This is a genomic window from Acidovorax sp. SRI_002 (assembly GCF_057586455.1).
In genome coordinates this window covers 168,363-186,238 of record NZ_JBYCZW010000002.1, presented here as the reverse complement: position 1 = coordinate 186,238, position 17,876 = coordinate 168,363, and the positions used below count along the sequence as shown (strand labels likewise).

At 53.5% G+C, this 17,876-nt stretch carries 16 protein-coding genes and 2 pseudogenes; 16 read left to right on the top strand and 2 right to left on the bottom strand.

All coding sequences use genetic code 11. The annotated features are described in order from the left end of the window. The first annotated feature begins 525 nt into the window (after window positions 1–525). The 12 genes and pseudogenes from AC2YJX_RS05715 to tnpB all read left to right on the top strand — a co-directional run bounded on the left by AC2YJX_RS05715 (window position 526) and on the right by tnpB (window position 14,347). Window positions 526–2,238, top strand: coding sequence for an ATP-dependent nuclease (locus tag AC2YJX_RS05715; protein WP_487255494.1), 1,713 nt, complete (start codon window positions 526–528; stop codon window positions 2,236–2,238). Next, window positions 2,231–3,670: a DEAD/DEAH box helicase family protein gene (locus AC2YJX_RS05710; protein ID WP_487255493.1), complete on the top strand. Its 1,440-nt coding sequence runs from the start codon at window positions 2,231–2,233 to the stop codon at window positions 3,668–3,670. Before AC2YJX_RS05715 ends, AC2YJX_RS05710 begins: the two co-directional genes overlap by 8 nt. 4 nt (window positions 3,671–3,674) lie before the next feature. Further along, window positions 3,675–4,337 (top strand): PIN domain-containing protein, encoded by a 663-nt coding sequence (locus tag AC2YJX_RS05705; protein WP_487255492.1) that lies wholly within the window; start codon window positions 3,675–3,677, stop codon window positions 4,335–4,337. A gap of 418 nt (window positions 4,338–4,755) precedes the next feature. Further along, window positions 4,756–5,346, top strand: a complete 591-nt coding sequence (locus tag AC2YJX_RS05700; RefSeq protein ID WP_082564904.1) for a TnsA endonuclease N-terminal domain-containing protein — start codon at window positions 4,756–4,758, stop codon at window positions 5,344–5,346. Next, window positions 5,343–7,547, top strand: a complete 2,205-nt coding sequence (locus tag AC2YJX_RS05695) for a hypothetical protein (protein WP_487255491.1) — start codon at window positions 5,343–5,345, stop codon at window positions 7,545–7,547. The genes AC2YJX_RS05700 and AC2YJX_RS05695 overlap by 4 nt, the downstream gene beginning before the upstream one ends. Next, a complete protein-coding gene (locus AC2YJX_RS05690) occupies window positions 7,544–8,938 on the top strand; it encodes an AAA family ATPase (protein ID WP_487255490.1) in 1,395 nt (464 codons plus the stop codon). The genes AC2YJX_RS05695 and AC2YJX_RS05690 overlap by 4 nt, the downstream gene beginning before the upstream one ends. 32 nt (window positions 8,939–8,970) lie before the next feature. Next, a complete protein-coding gene (locus tag AC2YJX_RS05685) occupies window positions 8,971–10,836 on the top strand; it encodes a TnsD family Tn7-like transposition protein (protein ID WP_121508537.1) in 1,866 nt (621 codons plus the stop codon). A gap of 36 nt (window positions 10,837–10,872) precedes the next feature. Next, window positions 10,873–11,331 (top strand): annotated as a pseudogene (locus AC2YJX_RS05680) (TniQ family protein); the annotation flags it as partial. 84 nt (window positions 11,332–11,415) lie between these two features. Next, window positions 11,416–12,705 carry a hypothetical protein gene (locus AC2YJX_RS05675; protein WP_233559561.1) on the top strand — a complete coding sequence of 430 codons (1,290 nt, stop codon included), beginning with the start codon at window positions 11,416–11,418 and terminating at the stop codon, window positions 12,703–12,705. A gap of 555 nt (window positions 12,706–13,260) precedes the next feature. Further along, a pseudogene (locus AC2YJX_RS05670) lies at window positions 13,261–13,605 on the top strand (transposase); the annotation flags it as partial. Window positions 13,606–13,655: 50 nt separating this feature from the next. Continuing rightward, window positions 13,656–14,051 (top strand): IS66-like element accessory protein TnpA, encoded by a 396-nt coding sequence (gene tnpA / locus AC2YJX_RS05665; RefSeq protein WP_121508535.1) that lies wholly within the window; start codon window positions 13,656–13,658, stop codon window positions 14,049–14,051. Next, window positions 14,039–14,347: an IS66 family insertion sequence element accessory protein TnpB gene (gene tnpB / locus AC2YJX_RS05660; RefSeq protein WP_199727070.1), complete on the top strand. Its 309-nt coding sequence runs from the start codon at window positions 14,039–14,041 to the stop codon at window positions 14,345–14,347. The genes tnpA and tnpB overlap by 13 nt, the downstream gene beginning before the upstream one ends. Here tnpB and AC2YJX_RS05655 read toward each other — a convergent pair. Continuing rightward, on the bottom strand, window positions 14,332–14,661 hold the full coding sequence (locus AC2YJX_RS05655; protein ID WP_233559560.1) for an HAD domain-containing protein: 330 nt from the start codon (window positions 14,659–14,661) through the stop codon (window positions 14,332–14,334). The two genes, tnpB and AC2YJX_RS05655, sit on opposite strands and share 16 nt — an antisense overlap. A gap of 36 nt (window positions 14,662–14,697) precedes the next feature. Here AC2YJX_RS05655 and AC2YJX_RS05650 point away from each other — a divergent pair, with 36 nt between their 5' ends. The 4 genes from AC2YJX_RS05650 (at window position 14,698) to AC2YJX_RS05635 (ending at window position 16,854) form a co-directional block, all read left to right on the top strand. Beyond that, the gene (locus tag AC2YJX_RS05650; protein WP_225584681.1) at window positions 14,698–15,090 is read left to right on the top strand and encodes an HAD domain-containing protein; all 393 of its coding nucleotides are present in this window, start codon (window positions 14,698–14,700) and stop codon (window positions 15,088–15,090) included. Window positions 15,091–15,315: 225 nt separating this feature from the next. Then, on the top strand, window positions 15,316–15,768 hold the full coding sequence (locus AC2YJX_RS05645; RefSeq protein ID WP_055400385.1) for a PaaI family thioesterase: 453 nt from the start codon (window positions 15,316–15,318) through the stop codon (window positions 15,766–15,768). 240 nt (window positions 15,769–16,008) lie between these two features. Continuing rightward, window positions 16,009–16,332, top strand: coding sequence for a heavy-metal-associated domain-containing protein (locus AC2YJX_RS05640; RefSeq protein WP_082437546.1), 324 nt, complete (start codon window positions 16,009–16,011; stop codon window positions 16,330–16,332). Between the two features lie 18 nt (window positions 16,333–16,350). Continuing rightward, on the top strand, window positions 16,351–16,854 hold the full coding sequence (locus AC2YJX_RS05635; protein ID WP_487255489.1) for a hypothetical protein: 504 nt from the start codon (window positions 16,351–16,353) through the stop codon (window positions 16,852–16,854). Between the two features lie 76 nt (window positions 16,855–16,930). On the opposite strand, the gene AC2YJX_RS05630 is transcribed toward AC2YJX_RS05635, so the two are convergent. After that, the gene (locus AC2YJX_RS05630) at window positions 16,931–17,860 is read right to left on the bottom strand and encodes a sensor domain-containing diguanylate cyclase (RefSeq protein ID WP_121508533.1); all 930 of its coding nucleotides are present in this window, start codon (window positions 17,858–17,860) and stop codon (window positions 16,931–16,933) included. Between the last annotated feature and the right edge of the window lie 16 nt (window positions 17,861–17,876).

Here is a 17,876-nt window from a genome sequence, read left to right as displayed (position 1 = left end):
AGGCGCGCACAACGGGTCTTCTGGCAGTCGGATGAATAGGCGTTCAGGCATCTGCAGCTCGGTCACTGCAACGAGTATGGGAGATGGGAGCGACCGGTGGCGGCAGTCTAGCCGCAGCATCGACAAGTGCAAGATGTCGAAAATGATGACCAGAATCGGAACGACTCCAACGTGGCCCAGACCGCGCGTTCAAGACGCCAGCTCAGTCAACTGAAGCTAGCCTCGAACAGCCCCTGCACAGTCTGCTCAGCAGCGATTGCTGTCAGCCGATGGTCCGGCGTCAGTGCACGCTCTCGGCCGCACATCGGGCGTCCAGATAGCCACAAACTCATCGGCCGGTTGCTGCTCTAGGGCAGCGGAGCGACAACATTTCTGACGCCTTGTGTCGCCTTTTAACGGCAACGTGATGAGATGTATCTATGATGAGGAAATAAAGGGCGAAGAGACGTTCCAAGCTGTGCTGCTTGGGTGAGCATCGATGGGAGTAGCCCAGTTCATAGGTGATGTTCTGGGGGACTTTGCTCGGTGAAGATCAGAAAAATAAAAATCAAGAACTTTCGAGGCGTGAAAGAACTTGACTGGAGCCTTCCCAACGCCGACATCTTCTGCCTGATTGGCAAAGGTGATTCTTCCAAGTCCACGATCTTGGAGGCCATCAGATATGCCTTCCACCCGCAGTGGAACCTGACCCTCAGCGACTCTGAATTTCACCAGTGCAAAGTCGCGGTTTCCATCGTCATTGAAGTCACCATTGGGGCCTTGACCGAAGCATTCTGCTCTTTGGACAAGTACGGTCAGTACCTCCGTGGCTGGGATGCTGCCACCCTCAAGCTCACTGACGAACCTGAGGATCACTTGGAGAATGTCCTGACGGTACGGCTGACGGTCGACAAAGATCTCGAGCCCAAGTGGATGGTTGTCTGTGATCGCAACCCTGACGGTGTTCCGTTCAAGCAGGGCGATAGGAACAAGGTCAGTGTCGGCCTCATCGGTGCCTACAGCGAGAAGCAGCTTTCATGGGCTACAGGCACGGCGTTGGCGAAGCTCACCGAAGCGCAGAGTCTGAACGAGCTGCTGGCAAATGCTTCCCGAACAGCCAGGGCTTCATTGGACGGTGATCGGCCTGTCACCCTCAAGAATTTCGATGCGGCGGCTGGGAAGTCGCAGGAGATTGCAAAGCTGTTGGGGGTGCCGGTGTCGGACGCCTACAAGGCTCACCTCGATCTGGCTTCTATCAACCTGAAAGTTGGTGGGTTGGCGCTCCATGACGGTGACATCCCTCTTCGGCAGCTAGGTCTTGGGTCAAGACGAATGCTGCTGTGTGGCATTCAAAAGATGGGTTTGGAAGAGGGTCACATCACCTTGTTTGACGAAGTGGAGTTCGGCTTGGAGCCGCACCGAATCACACGCCTGATCAAGCATGTCCGGGAAGACAAACGAGGTCAATACTTCCTCACCACGCACTCACCCACGGTCCTGCGGGAACTCACCGTGAAAGAGCTGTACGTCGTGCATAGCAAGGGTGGGGTTGTGCAGATCATTTCCACTGCGAAGGAAGGTCTGGAACAGCTTGAAGTGCAGGGAAAGATTCGATCCAGCACCGAAGCATTCTTGGCAAAGAAGGTTGTGGTTTGTGAGGGCGCTACCGAAGTCGGGTTCGTGCGAGGTTTTGACGATCACCAGGTCGGCAAGGGAAAGGACCCACTGTCGTATCACGGCGTTGAGCTGCTAGATGCCAGAGGTGCGAAGAACATAAAGGGTTTGGCTAAGGCATTCAAGGCGCTCGGCTATGAGGTCACAGTCCTTGCAGACGCTGACTCACCTGAGAACTTCTCATCAGCCGACGAAGCCGACCTGGTGAAGCTAGGTGTGCCGGTCGTGGCCTGGGACAACAAGCTGTCCTTGGAAGAAAGGGCGATGAAAGATCTGCCCTGGTGCGCTGTCCTTGCGAGCGTACAACTGGCTCAGACCGAGTTCGCCTACCCAGTTCGAGACCAAGTCTATTCGAGGCTCGTCGCCAAGATTGAACTTGCTCAGGAGGTAGAAAAATGGGTGGAGTCTGAGAATCTGCGAACTGCCATCGGGCTTGCCGCGAAGAAGTCGGAGTGGTTCAAGAACATTTCTAAAGGGGATCGCTGGTTCAGCGCAGCAGCCGCCAATTTTGAGGACGCTGACTTCGCGAAGAAGGATCTGTCAGTAAAGCTGAATAAGCTCTGGGCGTGGATAGAGCGTGTCTGAAGAACTTGCTCTCAAGCTCAACGACGTCACTACCAAGGGGTATGTGATAGCGCCAGCCGGCTATGGCAAGACGCACCTCATTGCCATGGCCGTGAAAGCTGCCACCAAACGGCAACTGATCTTGACCCACACGTTTGCGGGTGTGAATTCCATCAAGACCAAGATGACCGCTCTTGGTGTGCCTGCTTCCAAGTACCAGATTGACACAATTGCAAGCTGGTCACTTCGCCTCTGTCTGGCTTACCCAAAGACTTCGGGCTGGAAGGTAGATCACCCCACAAGCAAACAGTGGAACAAGCTCTACGAGTGCTGTTCTGGGTTGCTGGGTAAGCAGTTCGTTCGCCGCGTCGTCGCTGCCACCTATGCCGGCGTCTATGTGGATGAGTATCAAGACTGCTCGGATCTGCAACATGGCCTTGTCTGTGCCTTTGCTGAGTTCATGCCCTGCCGAATCTTGGGCGATCCGATGCAGGCCATCTTCGACTTTGGTGGTGACGAAGGCAAGCCCGTTGATTGGATGGTAAGTGTCTATCCGACATTCACTTGCCTAGGTCAGCTAGAGACGCCGTGGCGCTGGAAAACGACTGGCGATCCGAAGCTTGGAGCTTGGCTCAAGACGGCGAGGGAGGCCCTGGAAAAGGGGCAGAAGATCGATCTTTCAAACAGCCTGCCTGCCTGTGTGATACGTGCTCACACCACCCCAGAGTTCTTGGAGTCAAAGCAGTATTTTTCGCTCATGGACTTGCTGGGCAATCACGATAGTGTGATTGCTCTGCATGGTGGCGATCAGCAGTCCAAGAACAAGACCCATCTGTTAGCACGAACCATGGGTGGAAAGTTTTCTTCCATTGAAGAGGTTGAAGGCAAAGATCTTCACTCGTTCATCAAGAAGCTGGTTGCAGCCAAAACAACGCAGCAAGGCTTCCTCCTGGCTTTGGATTTTTCCAAGAAATGCTTTACAGGGGTTGGGAAGGCTCTTACCGCTGGAACTCAGAAGGGCGAGGTCGCAAAGCAAAGCAAGGTGACCAAGTATCCGTTGGTCCTGCATGCTGCGAATGCCTACTTGGGCAGTCCAACAAGTGTTCACCTGAGAGCTTTCTTCTTGGCGTTGAAGGACAACCCTGAAACGTCAGCCTACCGTCGTGATCTGCTGTATCGCTTTCTCAACGTGCTGAAGATTCACATTGATGGGGTGGGAGCGAATCTGACGGAAGCTGCGAATAAATATCAGCGCGACATGAGGCACACGGGAAGGCCGATCAGCCACCGCAAGCTCATTGGCACAACGCTGCTGGTGAAGGGATTGGAGTACGACCATGCGGTCATTCTTGACGCTGACTCACTGGACGCCAAGGATCTGTACGTCGCCATGACACGTGGGGCCAAGACCTTGACAATAGTTGGGGAGCAGCGGCACCTGCCGGCAAGGTAACGAAATGACGAAGAAGCTTTTGCTGGTTGATCTGGAGAACAAGCACAAGGTCGATCTCTCACCGCTGGATGAGAGCTTTCGGGCCATCATCTTCGTGGGGGCCAACCAGAACCCTCCCAAAGCTGCGAAGAAGCCTGCCACGGCCCACAGGTTCAGTCGTGTCGACTTCCTGAAGATTTCAGGCGCTGGGAAGAACGCCTTGGACTTCCACATTGCCTTTGAGCTTGGCCGGACCTTTGAGACGGCTCCAGACACAGAGTGCTTCGTGCTAAGTGGCGACAAAGGCTTTGATCCCCTACTGACCCACCTGAACAGCAACGGCATGGCGTGCAAACGGGTGGAGAGCATTGCAGAGCTTGTGCCGGCCAACTTGGTGCCGGTGGTTGCCCGTGACCAGGTGGTGTGTCCTTTCTGCAAGAAGGCCAGCACGATTGAGCATCATGGTGGTTACTGGTGCAGCAATTGTGGAAGGTTCGCCAAAGCGCCAGATCCGAAGCTTCTGCCGTCAAACCAGAAGGGCTACAGGGAGCCGGAACGCAACAGGTACGAGGACAACGCTATTCACTCCGAATGCGGCTGGTGCCACCAGCGAACTGACATGACGGATGGCATCTACGACGACGGTGAATGGATGTGTGGGGGCTGCATTGCTAGATATGCAAGATAGTCAGGTGCAGTCACTTTGTTTAGAAAACCGCCCCCTTGAACGCCTGCTGCTGAGCAGAGTTGTCACTGCTTCGCCGATGTGTGAACGGCTGTTGTCAGCCTGAAGCAGCCCATCCAACTCCCCCATAGCTTTGCCTTATTCGACTAATGTTTTGGACTTTTTAAACAATTTTTATGGACTTTTTTGGTGATTCCCTCAGAATGGACGCGTGCATTGGAAACCAGACCCCCTCCTCTACCCCAGCCATTTAAGAGCACGCGTCAAGAGGGGACGAGGCCTGCTCCAGGGCGCCGAGTACCTGCCTTGGCTTTACATACGCGACGTTCCTTCACGCGGCACTTCGTTGGGTGGGCATGGCATCGTTACGGGTCGCCCGCATCAAGGTCTTTCCGATCTGGAGGCCACCTATCTGTACCTTATGGAACGTCGTGAGAGTGTGGTGGACATTCGAGAGCAATGGCCTATCTTGGATTTGGATAGGACTCTAGAGCTCTGTACGGAACTTGAGGTTCGACACATATATAAGAGAGGGTTGCCGGAGCCCTTCACGATCGACTTTCTGATCACGGAACTGACGGCGGACGGAAAGAGCTACCGTGCAGCGAGCGTTAAGACTTCTGAAGATGCGGCCGATCCGTCAAAGAGATTGCGTTTAGAGGTGGAGCACAGATGGTGTCAAGAACGAGGCATACCTTGGACTTTGGTAGATACGTCGCGCTTCAATAAGACACTACTTGAAATCCTGCGCTTCATGCGTGGGTGGTTTCGCCATCGTTTCAATCCGGAAACACAACTTGATCCACGCTTCTTACTTGCTTTCGAGAGCTTCTACAAAAGCAACGAGTTGCTCAGTGAGTTAGTGGCAAGGCTCACCAAGACTCTTCGACTCCCCAATTCGCAGGTGCTGGACATGTTTCGGTACTGTGCTTGGTCAGGTCAAATAGATATCTCGCTTGGTCATCCGTTGGCGCTCAATCGACCACTGTTTTTGAATCAGAAGAAGCGATGACTGATTTTCGCGCGCTACCCAATCAGCCAACCCTTCATGTAGGCTTGGCACTGCATGACTCCGAACGACCAGGTCGGTATCTTCGCCTAACTCATATTTTTGAGGATGGGGTATATGCGATGTGGGTGGGCACACCCGAAGAAGCCAGGTATGCCAAACGACCGATTTTCTATTCTTGGAATCAACTTAGCGCGCTCACCTCACCTACATCGAAATGGGGTCGCATAGTACTTCCACAACAGCTCTCCGTGCCAGCCGAAAGCGGTAGTTCTCAGGCAGGAAAAATTCAATCAGCATGGGTCCAGATCGCGCCTGTAATACAAGCATTTGAAAATAGGACGAACCTATCGAGACATCACTTTACCGCCTTAATTCGAGAGAGAGCTTTAAGCATAGACGTTGCGGAAAAGACGCTGCACCGTCTCATCCTTCGTTACTACTACTTCGGCAGCACAAAAATAGCACTGGTTGCACTGCCTCGCGGCCCCAAGCGCACCACGAGGGGTCGTGAAGAGTCAGGTGAAAAAGACCATGCAAATGGCGAAATTCCGGATAAGGCCAATAATCGCCGCGGCCGGAAAACTATTCTGAGCGATGAACTAGGTCCTAACAATTTTGTTGTCACTCCGGATGATGTCGACGACATGCTCAGATGCTATAAGCAATTGCTCAGAAAGGGGCCAACAAATAAGACCACTGCGCACGAAACCTACTTAAGCACTTTTTTCCAGAAGAGCCACCCTGATACTCATCGCCAGTACATAAAAAAACAGATATCAGAGCCAGTAACCTATCGCCAGTTTTGCTACTACATAAATGGTGAGTTGCAGCTTACGGAAGACTTAGCACGAAATGAGCGCAGGCTTCGTCGTGACCCTGCCAACACCAACTCGCTAGTTTCGGCAGGTCCAGGTGAAATATATGAGATCGATTCTACCGGAGGGCGACTCTACCTAGTCTCCAGCGAAAAAAATCCTGTAGTGGTAGGCAAACCAACCATTTACTTCCTAATTGACCGGTGGAGTAGATTTGTCGTCTCAGCGTACATCTCTTTGCGCGCGCCTTCGTACGAGGAAGTTCGCAATACGCTCTTAATTGCATTTACCTCTCGCGAAAAACGCTTCTCGAGATTGGGCATAGAAGTTTCTGACAATCAATGGCCTATAGGCTGCATTCCAGCCGTTATCTGTCCTGATCGTGGATCCGACTTCATGAGTGGATCTATGTTGCAAAGCGTGGTCGATGATCTGCGCATCGACCTGACGCCACTCCCCCCTCTATGCCCAGACGGCAAAGCAATAGTAGAGAGGCTAATCCGCACTATCAAGCAGCGCATGGCGGCATCGGGGATGAAAGGTGTTTACGCAGACCGTCCCTTAGATCCTCAATCAAGAAGGGCCGCACGTAAGGCTGAAGCTGCTGCAGTGCACACACTTGCGGATGCGTACCGAGCGTTAATCGAAATTGTGAAGGACTACAACAACCGTCCCCATCAAGCCCTCAAGCGTCGAAAAATCCTTACACAACACGGCATCGAACCTACGCCGAAAAATGCGTATGTTTGGGGACTCGAAAACATAACGGGACTTCGGTCTGCACCGTACACGGAAGAAGACTATTACCGACTGTTACTCAGTTCAGATAAAGCGAGTATTTCAGGAGGTGTTCTTCGCTACAAGACTCGTGTATATCATCCCTCTAACGAGGCCGCAATCGACTACATCAGGCGATCGCCCAGAAACAGGCCTTCTCTGGACATCCGACTCGACAAGACGCAGCCAGCGGTAATCATGATAGCGAGCAGACACGGCGAATGGCCGTGTTTCGTGATGGGCGCTGGTGACGCAAGGGACAGCGAAGGAATTTCAATTGACGAGGAGGAGGCCTTCGCGGCTGTCAATGCACGCCTTTGGGCCCGCTCCGACCATGAAAGTCGACGCGTACGGGTTGCCGCAAAGGCGGCCAAGCCTGTCAACAACCGGCATAAGAGCGCCCCCGCCGAACGTTTACCTAATGTTGATATGCAACGAGCTAGGTATCAAGAAACCGCAAAACTCAAAAACAAGTTGCATGCCCAAACACACACAGAGTTCGAAGAGCACACGGCCAGTGCGTCCGTTGGGAAAAGCTGGAGTGAAGTGGAGCGAGAGGAGAAGGCTCGATTGGTAGAACTAGTGAAGCTAAACAGGAGCAAGCGATGAAGGATGTTGAGATATTCCCTGCGGTGTATCACGATACAGGAGTTTCTCGATTTGCAGGCAATCCGTTCATTGAGGCAATGCCGCCTCTGGAGCAAAGCAAAAGTGACTTTCTGACTAACCTCGCGCACTACCCAGCGAAGCCGTCGGCAACGCTTCGCAGGAGTAGCGAGGTCGTTCGACTGATGGAGCTGTCCACCATCAACGACATCGTCTACCCTTTCCCTGAATATCAAAAGGCTGGCTTCACCCTGGCCAAGATGGCCCGCGACACTTATGTAGCGCGCCACCCTTTGACTACGATGGACCGGCAGAGGAGGCACGCCATTGCCACCACCGGAACCAATGGTCTACCAATGCCCGCTGACTGGAAACCTTCGGCTAAAGGCTACTTCATGATGTCTGTTAGCGGGCAAGGCAAGACTACTTTCGCAGCTGCAGCTTTGCTGAGATACAAGCAGGTTATTTGCCACTCGAATTATCACGGAGCTGATCTGAAATGCCATCAGGTCGTATACGTTCTTCTCAGAGTGCCTCACGACGCAACACTCAAGTCGTTGTGCCTGCAATTCTTCAACGAGATCGACCGACTGCTAGGAACCGACTATTCGCGGAAGGCGGCAGCGCTACGCAATATTGCGCCCATGGTCGACTTGATGAACAAAGTCGCAACAGCTGTCTCCTTGGGCTTTATTGTCGTTGATGAAGATCAGAATTTGCGCAGCGCGCGCGCCCAAAATGCGGAGCTTGTACTAAACCTATTCAGTGAAATCATTGAGCGGCTCGGCATTAGCTTGTTGGCGCTTGCAACACCAGCGGTCCAAGCTGTCGTAGAAGGAGCGGTACGAAACACCCGCAAACTCGCTTCCTTCGGGAGCTTGGTAATTGAGCCGATGGCAAGGAATAGCCCTCAGTGGGAAGAATTCTGCGATACGTATTGGGACTATACGTTTGTCAAGACAAAGACAAAGCTGACGAAAGAAATCCTTGATGCTTGGTACACGGCCTCAGCGGGAAATACGGCCTTCGCGGCGCTCGCGTTCACACTATCTCAGCACAATGAGATTGGCGGGCGCGAAATTATCGACGCTACTGCGTTTCAGCGAACCGCGGCGACTGACATGGCATTTCTTGGACCGGCAATTGCAGCCTTGCTCAGCAAGAACCCTGCAAAGCTTCGAATGTTTGACGATCTGCTGTTCAGTCCTAGGTACAAAGCTATGCGCGCCCTGCTTGGGGCAGAGGAGCCTGCTCGACCCAAAGGGGTAAAAAACGAAGAGTTTGACGATGTACACGAAGAGAGCATGCCCCCCAGTCCCGCTGCGACAAAGAACAAAAAAAGGGCCTCGCCTCGGCCGGTTGACCTCCCCTTAGAGGATCCGCTGGCCCGCTGAGACTACTTGCTGATTGACTGGAGTTAGCAAACGTGCACCGCGCTCGCCTCGCTTCAACAACTATCTGCTACACGCCTGAGCTGCACCATGACGAACTGCTGTATTCATGGCTGTGCAGGTTAGCAATCTTGAATGCGTGGGGAACGGGCCGAGACGCAGTGAGGAAAATTTTTGGCGGCAGGACGGTTACACCCAGCCTTACCCTTCCCAGTCACTTCGATGCCATGAACGAGCGATGCGCGGGGGCGCTGCCACACGACTCTTTCGCCGATCTTGTGGAAGTCAGTACGCTGCTACCGTATCACAGGCCGTTCTTGGATCACGAGCGCTATGCACAACTAATGGAGGACTCGCGCTCAAGTAACTCCCTTGACTTGAAACTGCGGCTTGGTCTCGTTGCAAACCGGTTCGGAATCAACACGCCACACCGCTTTTGCCCCGCATGTGTAGCCGAAGATATTGAGATGAACGGCTGCCACTACTGGCATCGGCAGCACCATCTACCCGGAGTGAACTGCTGCGTCCGCCATTCTCTGCAGTTGCAACAACAAAGTGTCCCAAAGGAAGGCCTATTTGGCCAACCCCTAATGTATCCAGGCCTTCCTAGCGGCGAGGAATGCATAACCCCTGAATGTGGTTTTCAATTCCGATTTGCGCAACTATCAGCGGATCTCCTGCTGGCAGCACTACCGCCGATAAACAATGCCGATCGCTCCAACGTATATCGAAACCGCCTGTCGGCAAAAGGCTTTCAGTCGAGCCGTCGAAGCCTCGACTACCAATTAGTTGCAACTGAGGTGAGGCACTACTTTGCCGACTTCGCTAACTTTCAGCATCAATCACGACTGCTGCAGACCGCCAGAAGTCCTTTGCGCTGGATTGAAGATCTGGTTGAGCGTCCTGACCGCTCATTGCATCCGATATGCCACCTGCTGATGATTGATTTTTTATTTGGCTCCATAGCAGAGTTCAGCTTGGCAGTTGACGCAGAGCGGTCTTCACGCGAAGCGACACGAGGAAGTGCGCACGCGATTCCTCGTGGTGAGACAAAGAAATCCCTACAAGTACCAGGCCTTGAAATAGAACATCTCCTACGCAACCCGTCATTGTCCTGCCGTCAGATAGCTCAACAAACGGGCAAGAGTGTCGGCACCATCGTCAAGTATCGTAGACAGCGAAAAATCGAAGTGAAAGAGCGTCGTAAATTCGTCGGCGCCCAAACTCGAACTTCGATAGGGCACGACTTGTTGTCAGGTTTGGAATTGCAGTCTATTGCCCTTCGTAATGGGGTTTCCGTGCAAACTATATATCGGGAATTAGCGTACGAGAAGGGCACCAAACTGCACCGCCAACGTTCACTTTTCATGGCACAACGAACGTCTCGGCGTGACCGGTGGATGGGAGTGTTAAAAACGCCTGGCGTTGAGGGAATCTCCAAAGCAAGGTCTCTGGGCTTTTCTGACTATGCTTGGCTCTATCGACATGATCGCAGTTGGCTACTTACTTCCAATGCGCAATATCGCAAATCGGTGAGCACGCGTGGTACGGTGAATTGGCCGGCCCGAGATCAGGAGCTCTGCTCGAAAGTTCTCACTAGGATGATCTTGCTATTAAGGGCTGAACCACCCATGCGAATCTCAGTAGCTCGGCTTTGCTCAGGGCTGGGGCAATCCTCTCAATGGCGCCGCGACAAACTACCCCACTTTAAGGCGCTCTTATCACGTTTTTCGGAGACACCTGAGTCGTTCAGAATTCGGAGGGTTAACTTCGCAATCGATTCTTTAGTGCAACGAGAGTCCGACATTAAATTATGGAAAATTCAGCGTGCTGCAGGCCTTCGTATATGGCCTGCGGACCTTATCGCGTACGCTCAACGACGAATCAACGAGCACACCTAAAGGTCTTGGGCACCAACTAACACTCTAAGCCCCTTCATGGTATTCCTGCCATACGTTCCCACCCCTTACCCAGACGAAGTTCTGTGCTCGGTTCTCACAAGATTTGTAGTTCACAATGGTGAGAGTGTTTTTCGAAAAATATCAAATTCTGTAGCCCACCTCAGTCCCAATCTTTCAATTTATCAGGCAAGCCCGCCTCATCCTGCAGTCGTAGCATTCATCACCGATCAAATGGGGCTACCAGGAAATGAAGTCACCGATAGGTTAACTACAAGTCAATTCTTTCGAGTATTCAACACGGCTCACAAGAGACCGCTGGACCTAGAGACAGCGGGGTATGGAACACGAAGTGGGAGACTTCGGTCCCTTGGATTCATTCCTTGCAATCACCAACCCGCTGTGCGTTTCTGTCCATCCTGTCTTGATGAGGACTTCAAAAAATACGGTGAGCCCTATCTTCATCGAATTCATCAGATGCAGCCCGCATTGACATGCACAGTTCATGAAGAATGGTTAAGAATTTCATGCCCCAAGTGCAAAATGCTTGTTGTGCCAATTAACAGAATGGTACTTCGACCTATGCCCATCGTCTGCGAATGCGGCGCGGATCTACGGTCATTGCCGGTCAGAAAATCGCCAGTAAGCAGTGCCTTCAAGCGATTGAGTAAATTTTGTGCGGATTCAATTTTTTCTAAAAATTCACTGTGGTCGCACGCTCAAGTCAAGTCCGCCGCCAGCGAAGCTCTTGGACTATCGCCGCATGACTTCTCCACAGGATATATCAAATCTCTTATCAAAGTTTACGGTAAGCCAATCAGCATTTCTCCTCACAAATTCGTTATCGCGCCGCCGAGCAGCGACTGCCATCTCAGACTCAATCTGGATTTGGGGAGGTTTAAAGCTGAGGACTTTGCATCCCTCTTCACTGCCGCTGGACTAACCTTCGACGAATCCGCACTATTAATTTCAAAAAAAAGAACTGTCGGCATTCACATCAAGCAAAGGAGTCCGAAGTACGTCTACGGTTTGAAGCACGCCGAAGAAGTCCTCCTCAACTTTTCAAAAGCATACCCAGGCGAGGTGGCTACGAAATTCCAGAGATCTCACCCTCGACTCTACTGGCTCCTGAGGATCCATCATCCAGATTCGATTAAAAGATGGTGTCCAAAGTTGAAAACACTGCCGCCCATTGATAGCGACAGAGAGAAGTTAGCCCGACTATTAAAGAAAAATGGAGATTTTAAAAAAATATTCGCCAGTGCATCGCGCCCGCTCTTTAGAGCAATTGTAAGGGACCAGGACTGGCTGATAAGCACTGCAAAATTAAGCCCATCAGATTTTACAGACCACCCACTCAAACCGATCACCAAACTCACATCAGGAAAAACCCCTGACTCCAAAAATTTGAGCACTCCCACCAACAGAAAAAAAGAACATAAAAATTCAAAAATAAATGATATTGAAAGAGACCTCGCATTCGCATTAATGAAGGCGATTCGCATAGAACGGCGTCCTCATAAGATCACCAGATCGAGACTTTCTCAACTATCCTCAAGAGGAGTTTCTTCAATTACCAGAGCAACCCCACCCGGCAGTAGGCTGCACACGATGATAAGCAAAATCAACGCCGACAAAGATCGTAGATTGGCACTGTGGGCAGCACAAGCGTTAGCTCTTGCAGGGGTAAATATGACGCCTACAACAGTTCTGCTAGCGGCAGGGCTCAACACGACTTCCCGTAACAGGGAACACGCGCGCTCTGCAATCGAATTGCTTTCAAGTGGATTAAGTCGTCAAGCAATTCGTGAATCTTTTAACACAGATCCAGAGCAGATAACCAGATTACACCGCCTCAACCGAGCCGATTAAAAACCTCTGAATTAATAAAAGCAACATCTTCTAGTCAAATATCGCGAATAATTATCCGAATAAAATGCTTCAACTGCTCTGCGGAGACGGCTTGCCACCGATGCTGATATCGTACCCCCGACGAACCCGACCTTCTCAGCGCCTAGAACTTCGAGGGGGCCACGACGGCATTTACAGCACCATCAAACACATAAATTATGACGACAGGGCGTAATTCACTCGTCGGCTGAACCTAAAAAGTGAGACATCAATTAAGTGATGCAGCAAAAGTGACTAAATTGACGATTACCCACAGGACCAACCGTTTTAAAAGCAATTGTCTTAGTGGCCATACAGGAGGCATGTGACGGCAGAGGTATATTGCTGCGGAAGCTAGATGCACTTGACCACAAAGTACACTGCAAGGTGACCATGCGTTCCGTGTCTACTTGGTCCGCCCTGAACAATCTGCAAGCCCTTGATCTGACACGTAGTTCTGCTGATTGATGGGTGCAGGATTTGCAAGGTATGGTTTTGCCAGTACCTGTTTTCTTGCAAATCGCTCCGAGGAGTACGATGGGTCCGAAGCCTTCGCAGCCGCAGTCCGGCGAGCTGTTCCGTCCGCGGCTGGACGAGCAGCTCAACATGAAGCACCCACTGGTCAGGCTGGCCGCGCTGATCGACTGGGCCGAGATCGAGCGCACCTTCGCGGTGTCGTTCACCTCCGGTCGTGGCCGTCCAGCCTTGGCTCCGCGCCTGGTGGCTGGGCTGCTGTACCTGCAGCACACCTTCGATGCCTCCGACGAAGCCGTGGTCAACACCTGGGTGGAGAACCCGTACTGGCAGCTCTTCTGTGGCGAGACCTACCTGCAGACCGAGTTGCCCATCGACCCGTCCAGCTTGACGCGCTGGAGTAAGCGTCCGGCAATCCCATCTTGAGATAGACCCAGCGCCGAGGCATCGTGTGCACGATGAAGATCATGCACATCATGGCGAACGAAGCGATCGCCCAACGTCCCAAGCGTCGCTATTACTCCCCAGAACTCAAAGCCCAGATCGTGGCCGAATGCCAGGTCTCCGGCGCGTCCGTGGCCGGCGTGGCACTCGCACACGGGGTCAACGCCAACATCGTTCATCGCTGGATGCGCGAGCAAGCGGACTCCCTATTGCCAGTGCCCCGGAATGAGTTCGTTGCATTGAATCTTCCACTACCAGTTGAACCTAGCCCTGCTGCTGACACCAGATCGCCGCCCGTGGCGCGCTCGATCCACGTTGAGGTTCGACGCAGTGCCGGGGTGGTCACCGTGAACTGGCCACTGGAAGATGCGGCGTCGTGTGCAGCGTGGCTGCGCGAATGGCTGAGATGATCCGGGTCGATGCCCTATGGCTGGCCACCGAACCGCTGGACATGCGAGCGGGCACCGAAACGGCGCTGGCGCGTGTGGTGTCGGTCTTCGGCGCAGCGCGCCCGCACCACGCCTACCTGTTCGCCAACAGAAGAGCCAACCGCATGAAGGTGCTGGTGCACGACGGCATCGGTGTTTGGGGTGATCTCACTTTCGGTGCAGATTACCCGGTTAGGATGCTCGGGTTAACCCTAGATTTGTGTTTTCTGAGGCTAGGTGGTCTGCACTCCTGGCAGTCTTTTCAAAGTGTGGTTTGAAGACGAGCTGTCAGTTGTGAACCGGTGGCCTGCGTGAGTCCCGTTCGCCCATCGACCAAAAACAACGACTTGCAGAACGGCCGATAGAGCCACGATCGATCATCCACCGCCACCCATCTGCGATGTGGCACATCGTTGGCCCAAAGCCAGGCATGGCACTCGGCCTCCCGCTCGTACCCCACCAGCGTATTCGGGACGTTCGTTAGATCGCAATATCTGGGGGTAACACCTTCGATCATGGCGGCAATGTCCGGAGAGAACCTTTCCAATAGATCCTCATAGGCCTGTTCCAGGCGCCAGGTGCTGGTGATCACGATCTGGCACTCGGGCATCCACGCAAGGGCATCTACATGAGCCCGTATGAGGCTGCAGGGCATTCGCTGTTCGAATGGGTTCCAATCCTGGAGTCGGTGCTCCAACCCCACCCAACCGTTGCCCTGGTACTGAGTAGCACCTGGTGCATTCGCCCCGGGTACAGCGCAACCCTTAAGCGCCTTCCAGCGTCCTTGCGTGCTCGGTTTATTGGCGGGACATACCACAGACGTGTGCATGGCGTGGACCCATGGAACCTGTCCATGTTCCGCACCACACCCCGGGGCGTGCAAGTTCAAGAAGACGCTCAGCGCAGAAAACCCAAGCAGTGGATAGCGCTCGATGACGATCTGGAAGATTGGCCTGACTCCTGTCGGCAAAACCTGGTCGCATGCGAGGGAACTACGGGCTTATCCAACCCCGAGGTATAACACGAACTGAGGGAAAAATTGCGCAGCTGTCATGTGGCCTTATCGGCCAGAACCCCATAGCAGCTCGCGGGGTACAGTGGACTTAACAACGGTCCAACTATCGAATCTTCATTCGAGAAAACCCCCGCCGCAAGTGTCTTGGATGCAAGGTTAGACGCATCCTGAATGTACATTTTGACGAGCCTTCAATGTACATTTGGACGGTAAACGCATCATTGCTTTCCCATGCATAGTCCGACCATCCCATTTCGCCTAGTCTCCACTCAGCGCGAAGAGCAATTGGCTCAATTCAACGCCAGGAAAGAAATTGCTTGGTTTGGGTTTAGGGGGACGTTCAAAGAGCCAGGCTTGGCGATCATCAATTTCACCAAAATCGAATCTGGCCTTCAGGGAGGTGGAGGAACCTCCGCAATCAATGGCGGTGTTATCGCCGCAGGTTTTGATGCAGCCTTCGTGCTTGCAGGTTTGGGCCACTACGATTCCAAGGTCGTCGTCACCCTGGAGTTGTCGGTCAAATTTTTGTCCCTTGCACTTGTCAGCGAGTCGCTTGCATTCCAAGCGCATCTCGTTCGATCTGCTAAAAACTTCTCGTTCGCCGAGGGCTTTCTCTCTCAGGCAGGTACAGGACCAGCCCAGCATTTGGCAATTGCCACCGCTATGGTGGCGCCTGCGCGCTAGGCACGCGGCGGGAAGGCGCAAGGCGCAAGGCGCCAAAGGTCTCCTTCCCCTCGGCTGAGATGGAGATTTTCGACAGTCGTTCACCCAAGGCGCGAGCGTTCTAGCTCGTAGAGACACCACCAGCACTGAGGTCGTTTGCTGCTTTCCGATCTTCTATGCCGATTGAATTCCGTGAGACCTTGACCTTAACACCGTGGCAAGGTTCATAGTCAAAACGTGAATCAACCAAAGGAGGCTCACATGGTCCATTTCAATGTTCCTGATATGACGTGCGGCACTTGCGCCCAGCGCATTGGTCGTGCAATAGCTCAGGCCCAACTGCCTGGGGGCATCGAAGTAGAAATCGACGCAGCTGCACGTCAGGTACGCATCCCGGCGCAAGCCGGAGAAAGCACTGTGGAGCTTGTCCGCTCAGCGATTGAGCGTGCTGGATACAAAGCAGACGCGGCGGTGAGTCCTGCATCTCGCCGAACAACCGGTGGCTGCTGCTGTGCGTCTCGGTCCACAACCTCTGTTGATGTGAATCAAGGCGCTGCGAACCGTACGTCGTCATGCTGCAGTTGAACCTACAAGGAGACCATCATGCGTCTGAATATCGTCGCTGGGCTGTTGACAACCCTTTTCGTGGCGGGCTGTGCCGTCGCGCAATCTCCAAAACCTGCGGACGAACACGCAGGCCACCACCCCGGTGATGCGCAGAGCGGTGGCGTAACCACCCAGTCTGCCCCGGCAGCTACCACCCCGCCAACACCGGACGCCTTTGATCGTCAGATGAAGGCGATGCAGGAAATGCACAAAAAAATGCAGGCGGCCAAGACTCCCACCGAACGTTCAGCGCTGATGGGGGAACACATGAAGCTCATGCAGTCAGGCATGGCCATGATGGGCGCGGGTAGTTCTGGTGGCATGGGGATGGGAATGATGCAGCAAGGGGCGCAGACCAAACCTGCCATGCCTGCAGCCTCTGGAAACTCGGGTATGGGAGGCATGATGGGCATGCACGCTCAAATGGAGCGCCGTATGGTCATGATGGAACAGATGATGCAAATGATGGTGGACCGCCAAGCAGCCATGCCATCCAAGTAGTCTCACCGCGAACGTTCTTTGCGGGGGCAAGCTATCACTATTCCAAACGCTGGTGAGCTGCGCGAGGCTTGGTGACTCAGTCACTAACCACAGTGCAGTTGCGCCCGAGCGCCTTTGCCCTATAAACAGCTTGATCAGAGCGTTTTAGCAGTCGGGCGAGGAAATCCGCTCCGGTTTGGTGTACTGCACACGCCAGCCCGACACTGACCGTTACTGGCCCTGCCAATGAGCGCACCCGTCTGGCGCATTTGTGCACCCGCTCAGCAATTCTGGCAGCTGCTTCTGCGTCCGCATCAGGTAACCAAAGGACGAATTCTTCCCCACCGTATCGCACCACCAGGTCCGAACCACGTGCGTCTGCCTGTATCTGGCGAGCAAAGTTCACCAGCACCCGGTCGCCCTCGGGATGGCCATGCGCGTCGTTGATCCGTTTGAAGTAGTCCACGTCCACCATCAACAACGACACGTAACTCTGTCGAGAGGCCGTCCGTTGCCACTTCTGCACGATCAATTCCAGCGCACGGCGGTTTTTAAGACCCGTAAGCGGATCAGAGAGACTCAGTTCCGAAAGCTGGCGATTCTGCAATTCAACCTGTTGATTGCTGGCGGCCAAGCGCTGGGCAAGACCCTGGGCCTCTGCACGGGCCTTGATCAACTCGCCTTCGAAACGGCTGCGTTCGCGGGCCACAAAAAAGGCCCATACGATGTGGTCGCCCGTGTCCAGGCGCTTGCTGACCGCATTGACCATGACAGGAACAGTCTCGCCGCCAACACCGCGCAGGTGGAGGAACACTTCGCGCGCACTCTTGGCGTGATGCAGCGTGGGAAACAGGTGGGTCTGGCTGAAAATTCGAGAAGCTGGTGTCAACAGTTCATCCATGGAGTGGCCGAGCCAAAACGCCTCCGTGCCCCCGATCAGGACAAGGAACTCCCCGTTCATCCGCACGATGTGCCCCACCGGGTCCGTGATCATCATCGCGCAAGGGATGTCATCAACCGCCAGCATGTTCTGCCCTCTCGGT

Coding starts and splice junctions, on each gene's coding strand:
- AC2YJX_RS05705 (WP_487255492.1), top strand. CDS start 3,675: ATGACGAAGAAGCTTTTGCTGGTTGATCTGGAGAACAAGCACAAGGTC.
- AC2YJX_RS05645 (WP_055400385.1), top strand. CDS start 15,316: ATGCATAGTCCGACCATCCCATTTCGCCTAGTCTCCACTCAGCGCGAA.
- AC2YJX_RS05640 (WP_082437546.1), top strand. CDS start 16,009: ATGGTCCATTTCAATGTTCCTGATATGACGTGCGGCACTTGCGCCCAG.
- AC2YJX_RS05635 (WP_487255489.1), top strand. CDS start 16,351: ATGCGTCTGAATATCGTCGCTGGGCTGTTGACAACCCTTTTCGTGGCG.
- AC2YJX_RS05695 (WP_487255491.1), top strand. CDS start 5,343: ATGACTGATTTTCGCGCGCTACCCAATCAGCCAACCCTTCATGTAGGC.
- AC2YJX_RS05675 (WP_233559561.1), top strand. CDS start 11,416: ATGCCCATCGTCTGCGAATGCGGCGCGGATCTACGGTCATTGCCGGTC.
- AC2YJX_RS05700 (WP_082564904.1), top strand. CDS start 4,756: ATGGAACGTCGTGAGAGTGTGGTGGACATTCGAGAGCAATGGCCTATC.
- tnpA (WP_121508535.1), top strand. CDS start 13,656: ATGAAGATCATGCACATCATGGCGAACGAAGCGATCGCCCAACGTCCC.
- AC2YJX_RS05630 (WP_121508533.1), bottom strand. CDS start 17,860: ATGCTGGCGGTTGATGACATCCCTTGCGCGATGATGATCACGGACCCG.
- AC2YJX_RS05690 (WP_487255490.1), top strand. CDS start 7,544: ATGAAGGATGTTGAGATATTCCCTGCGGTGTATCACGATACAGGAGTT.
- tnpB (WP_199727070.1), top strand. CDS start 14,039: ATGGCTGAGATGATCCGGGTCGATGCCCTATGGCTGGCCACCGAACCG.
- AC2YJX_RS05650 (WP_225584681.1), top strand. CDS start 14,698: ATGAGCCCGTATGAGGCTGCAGGGCATTCGCTGTTCGAATGGGTTCCA.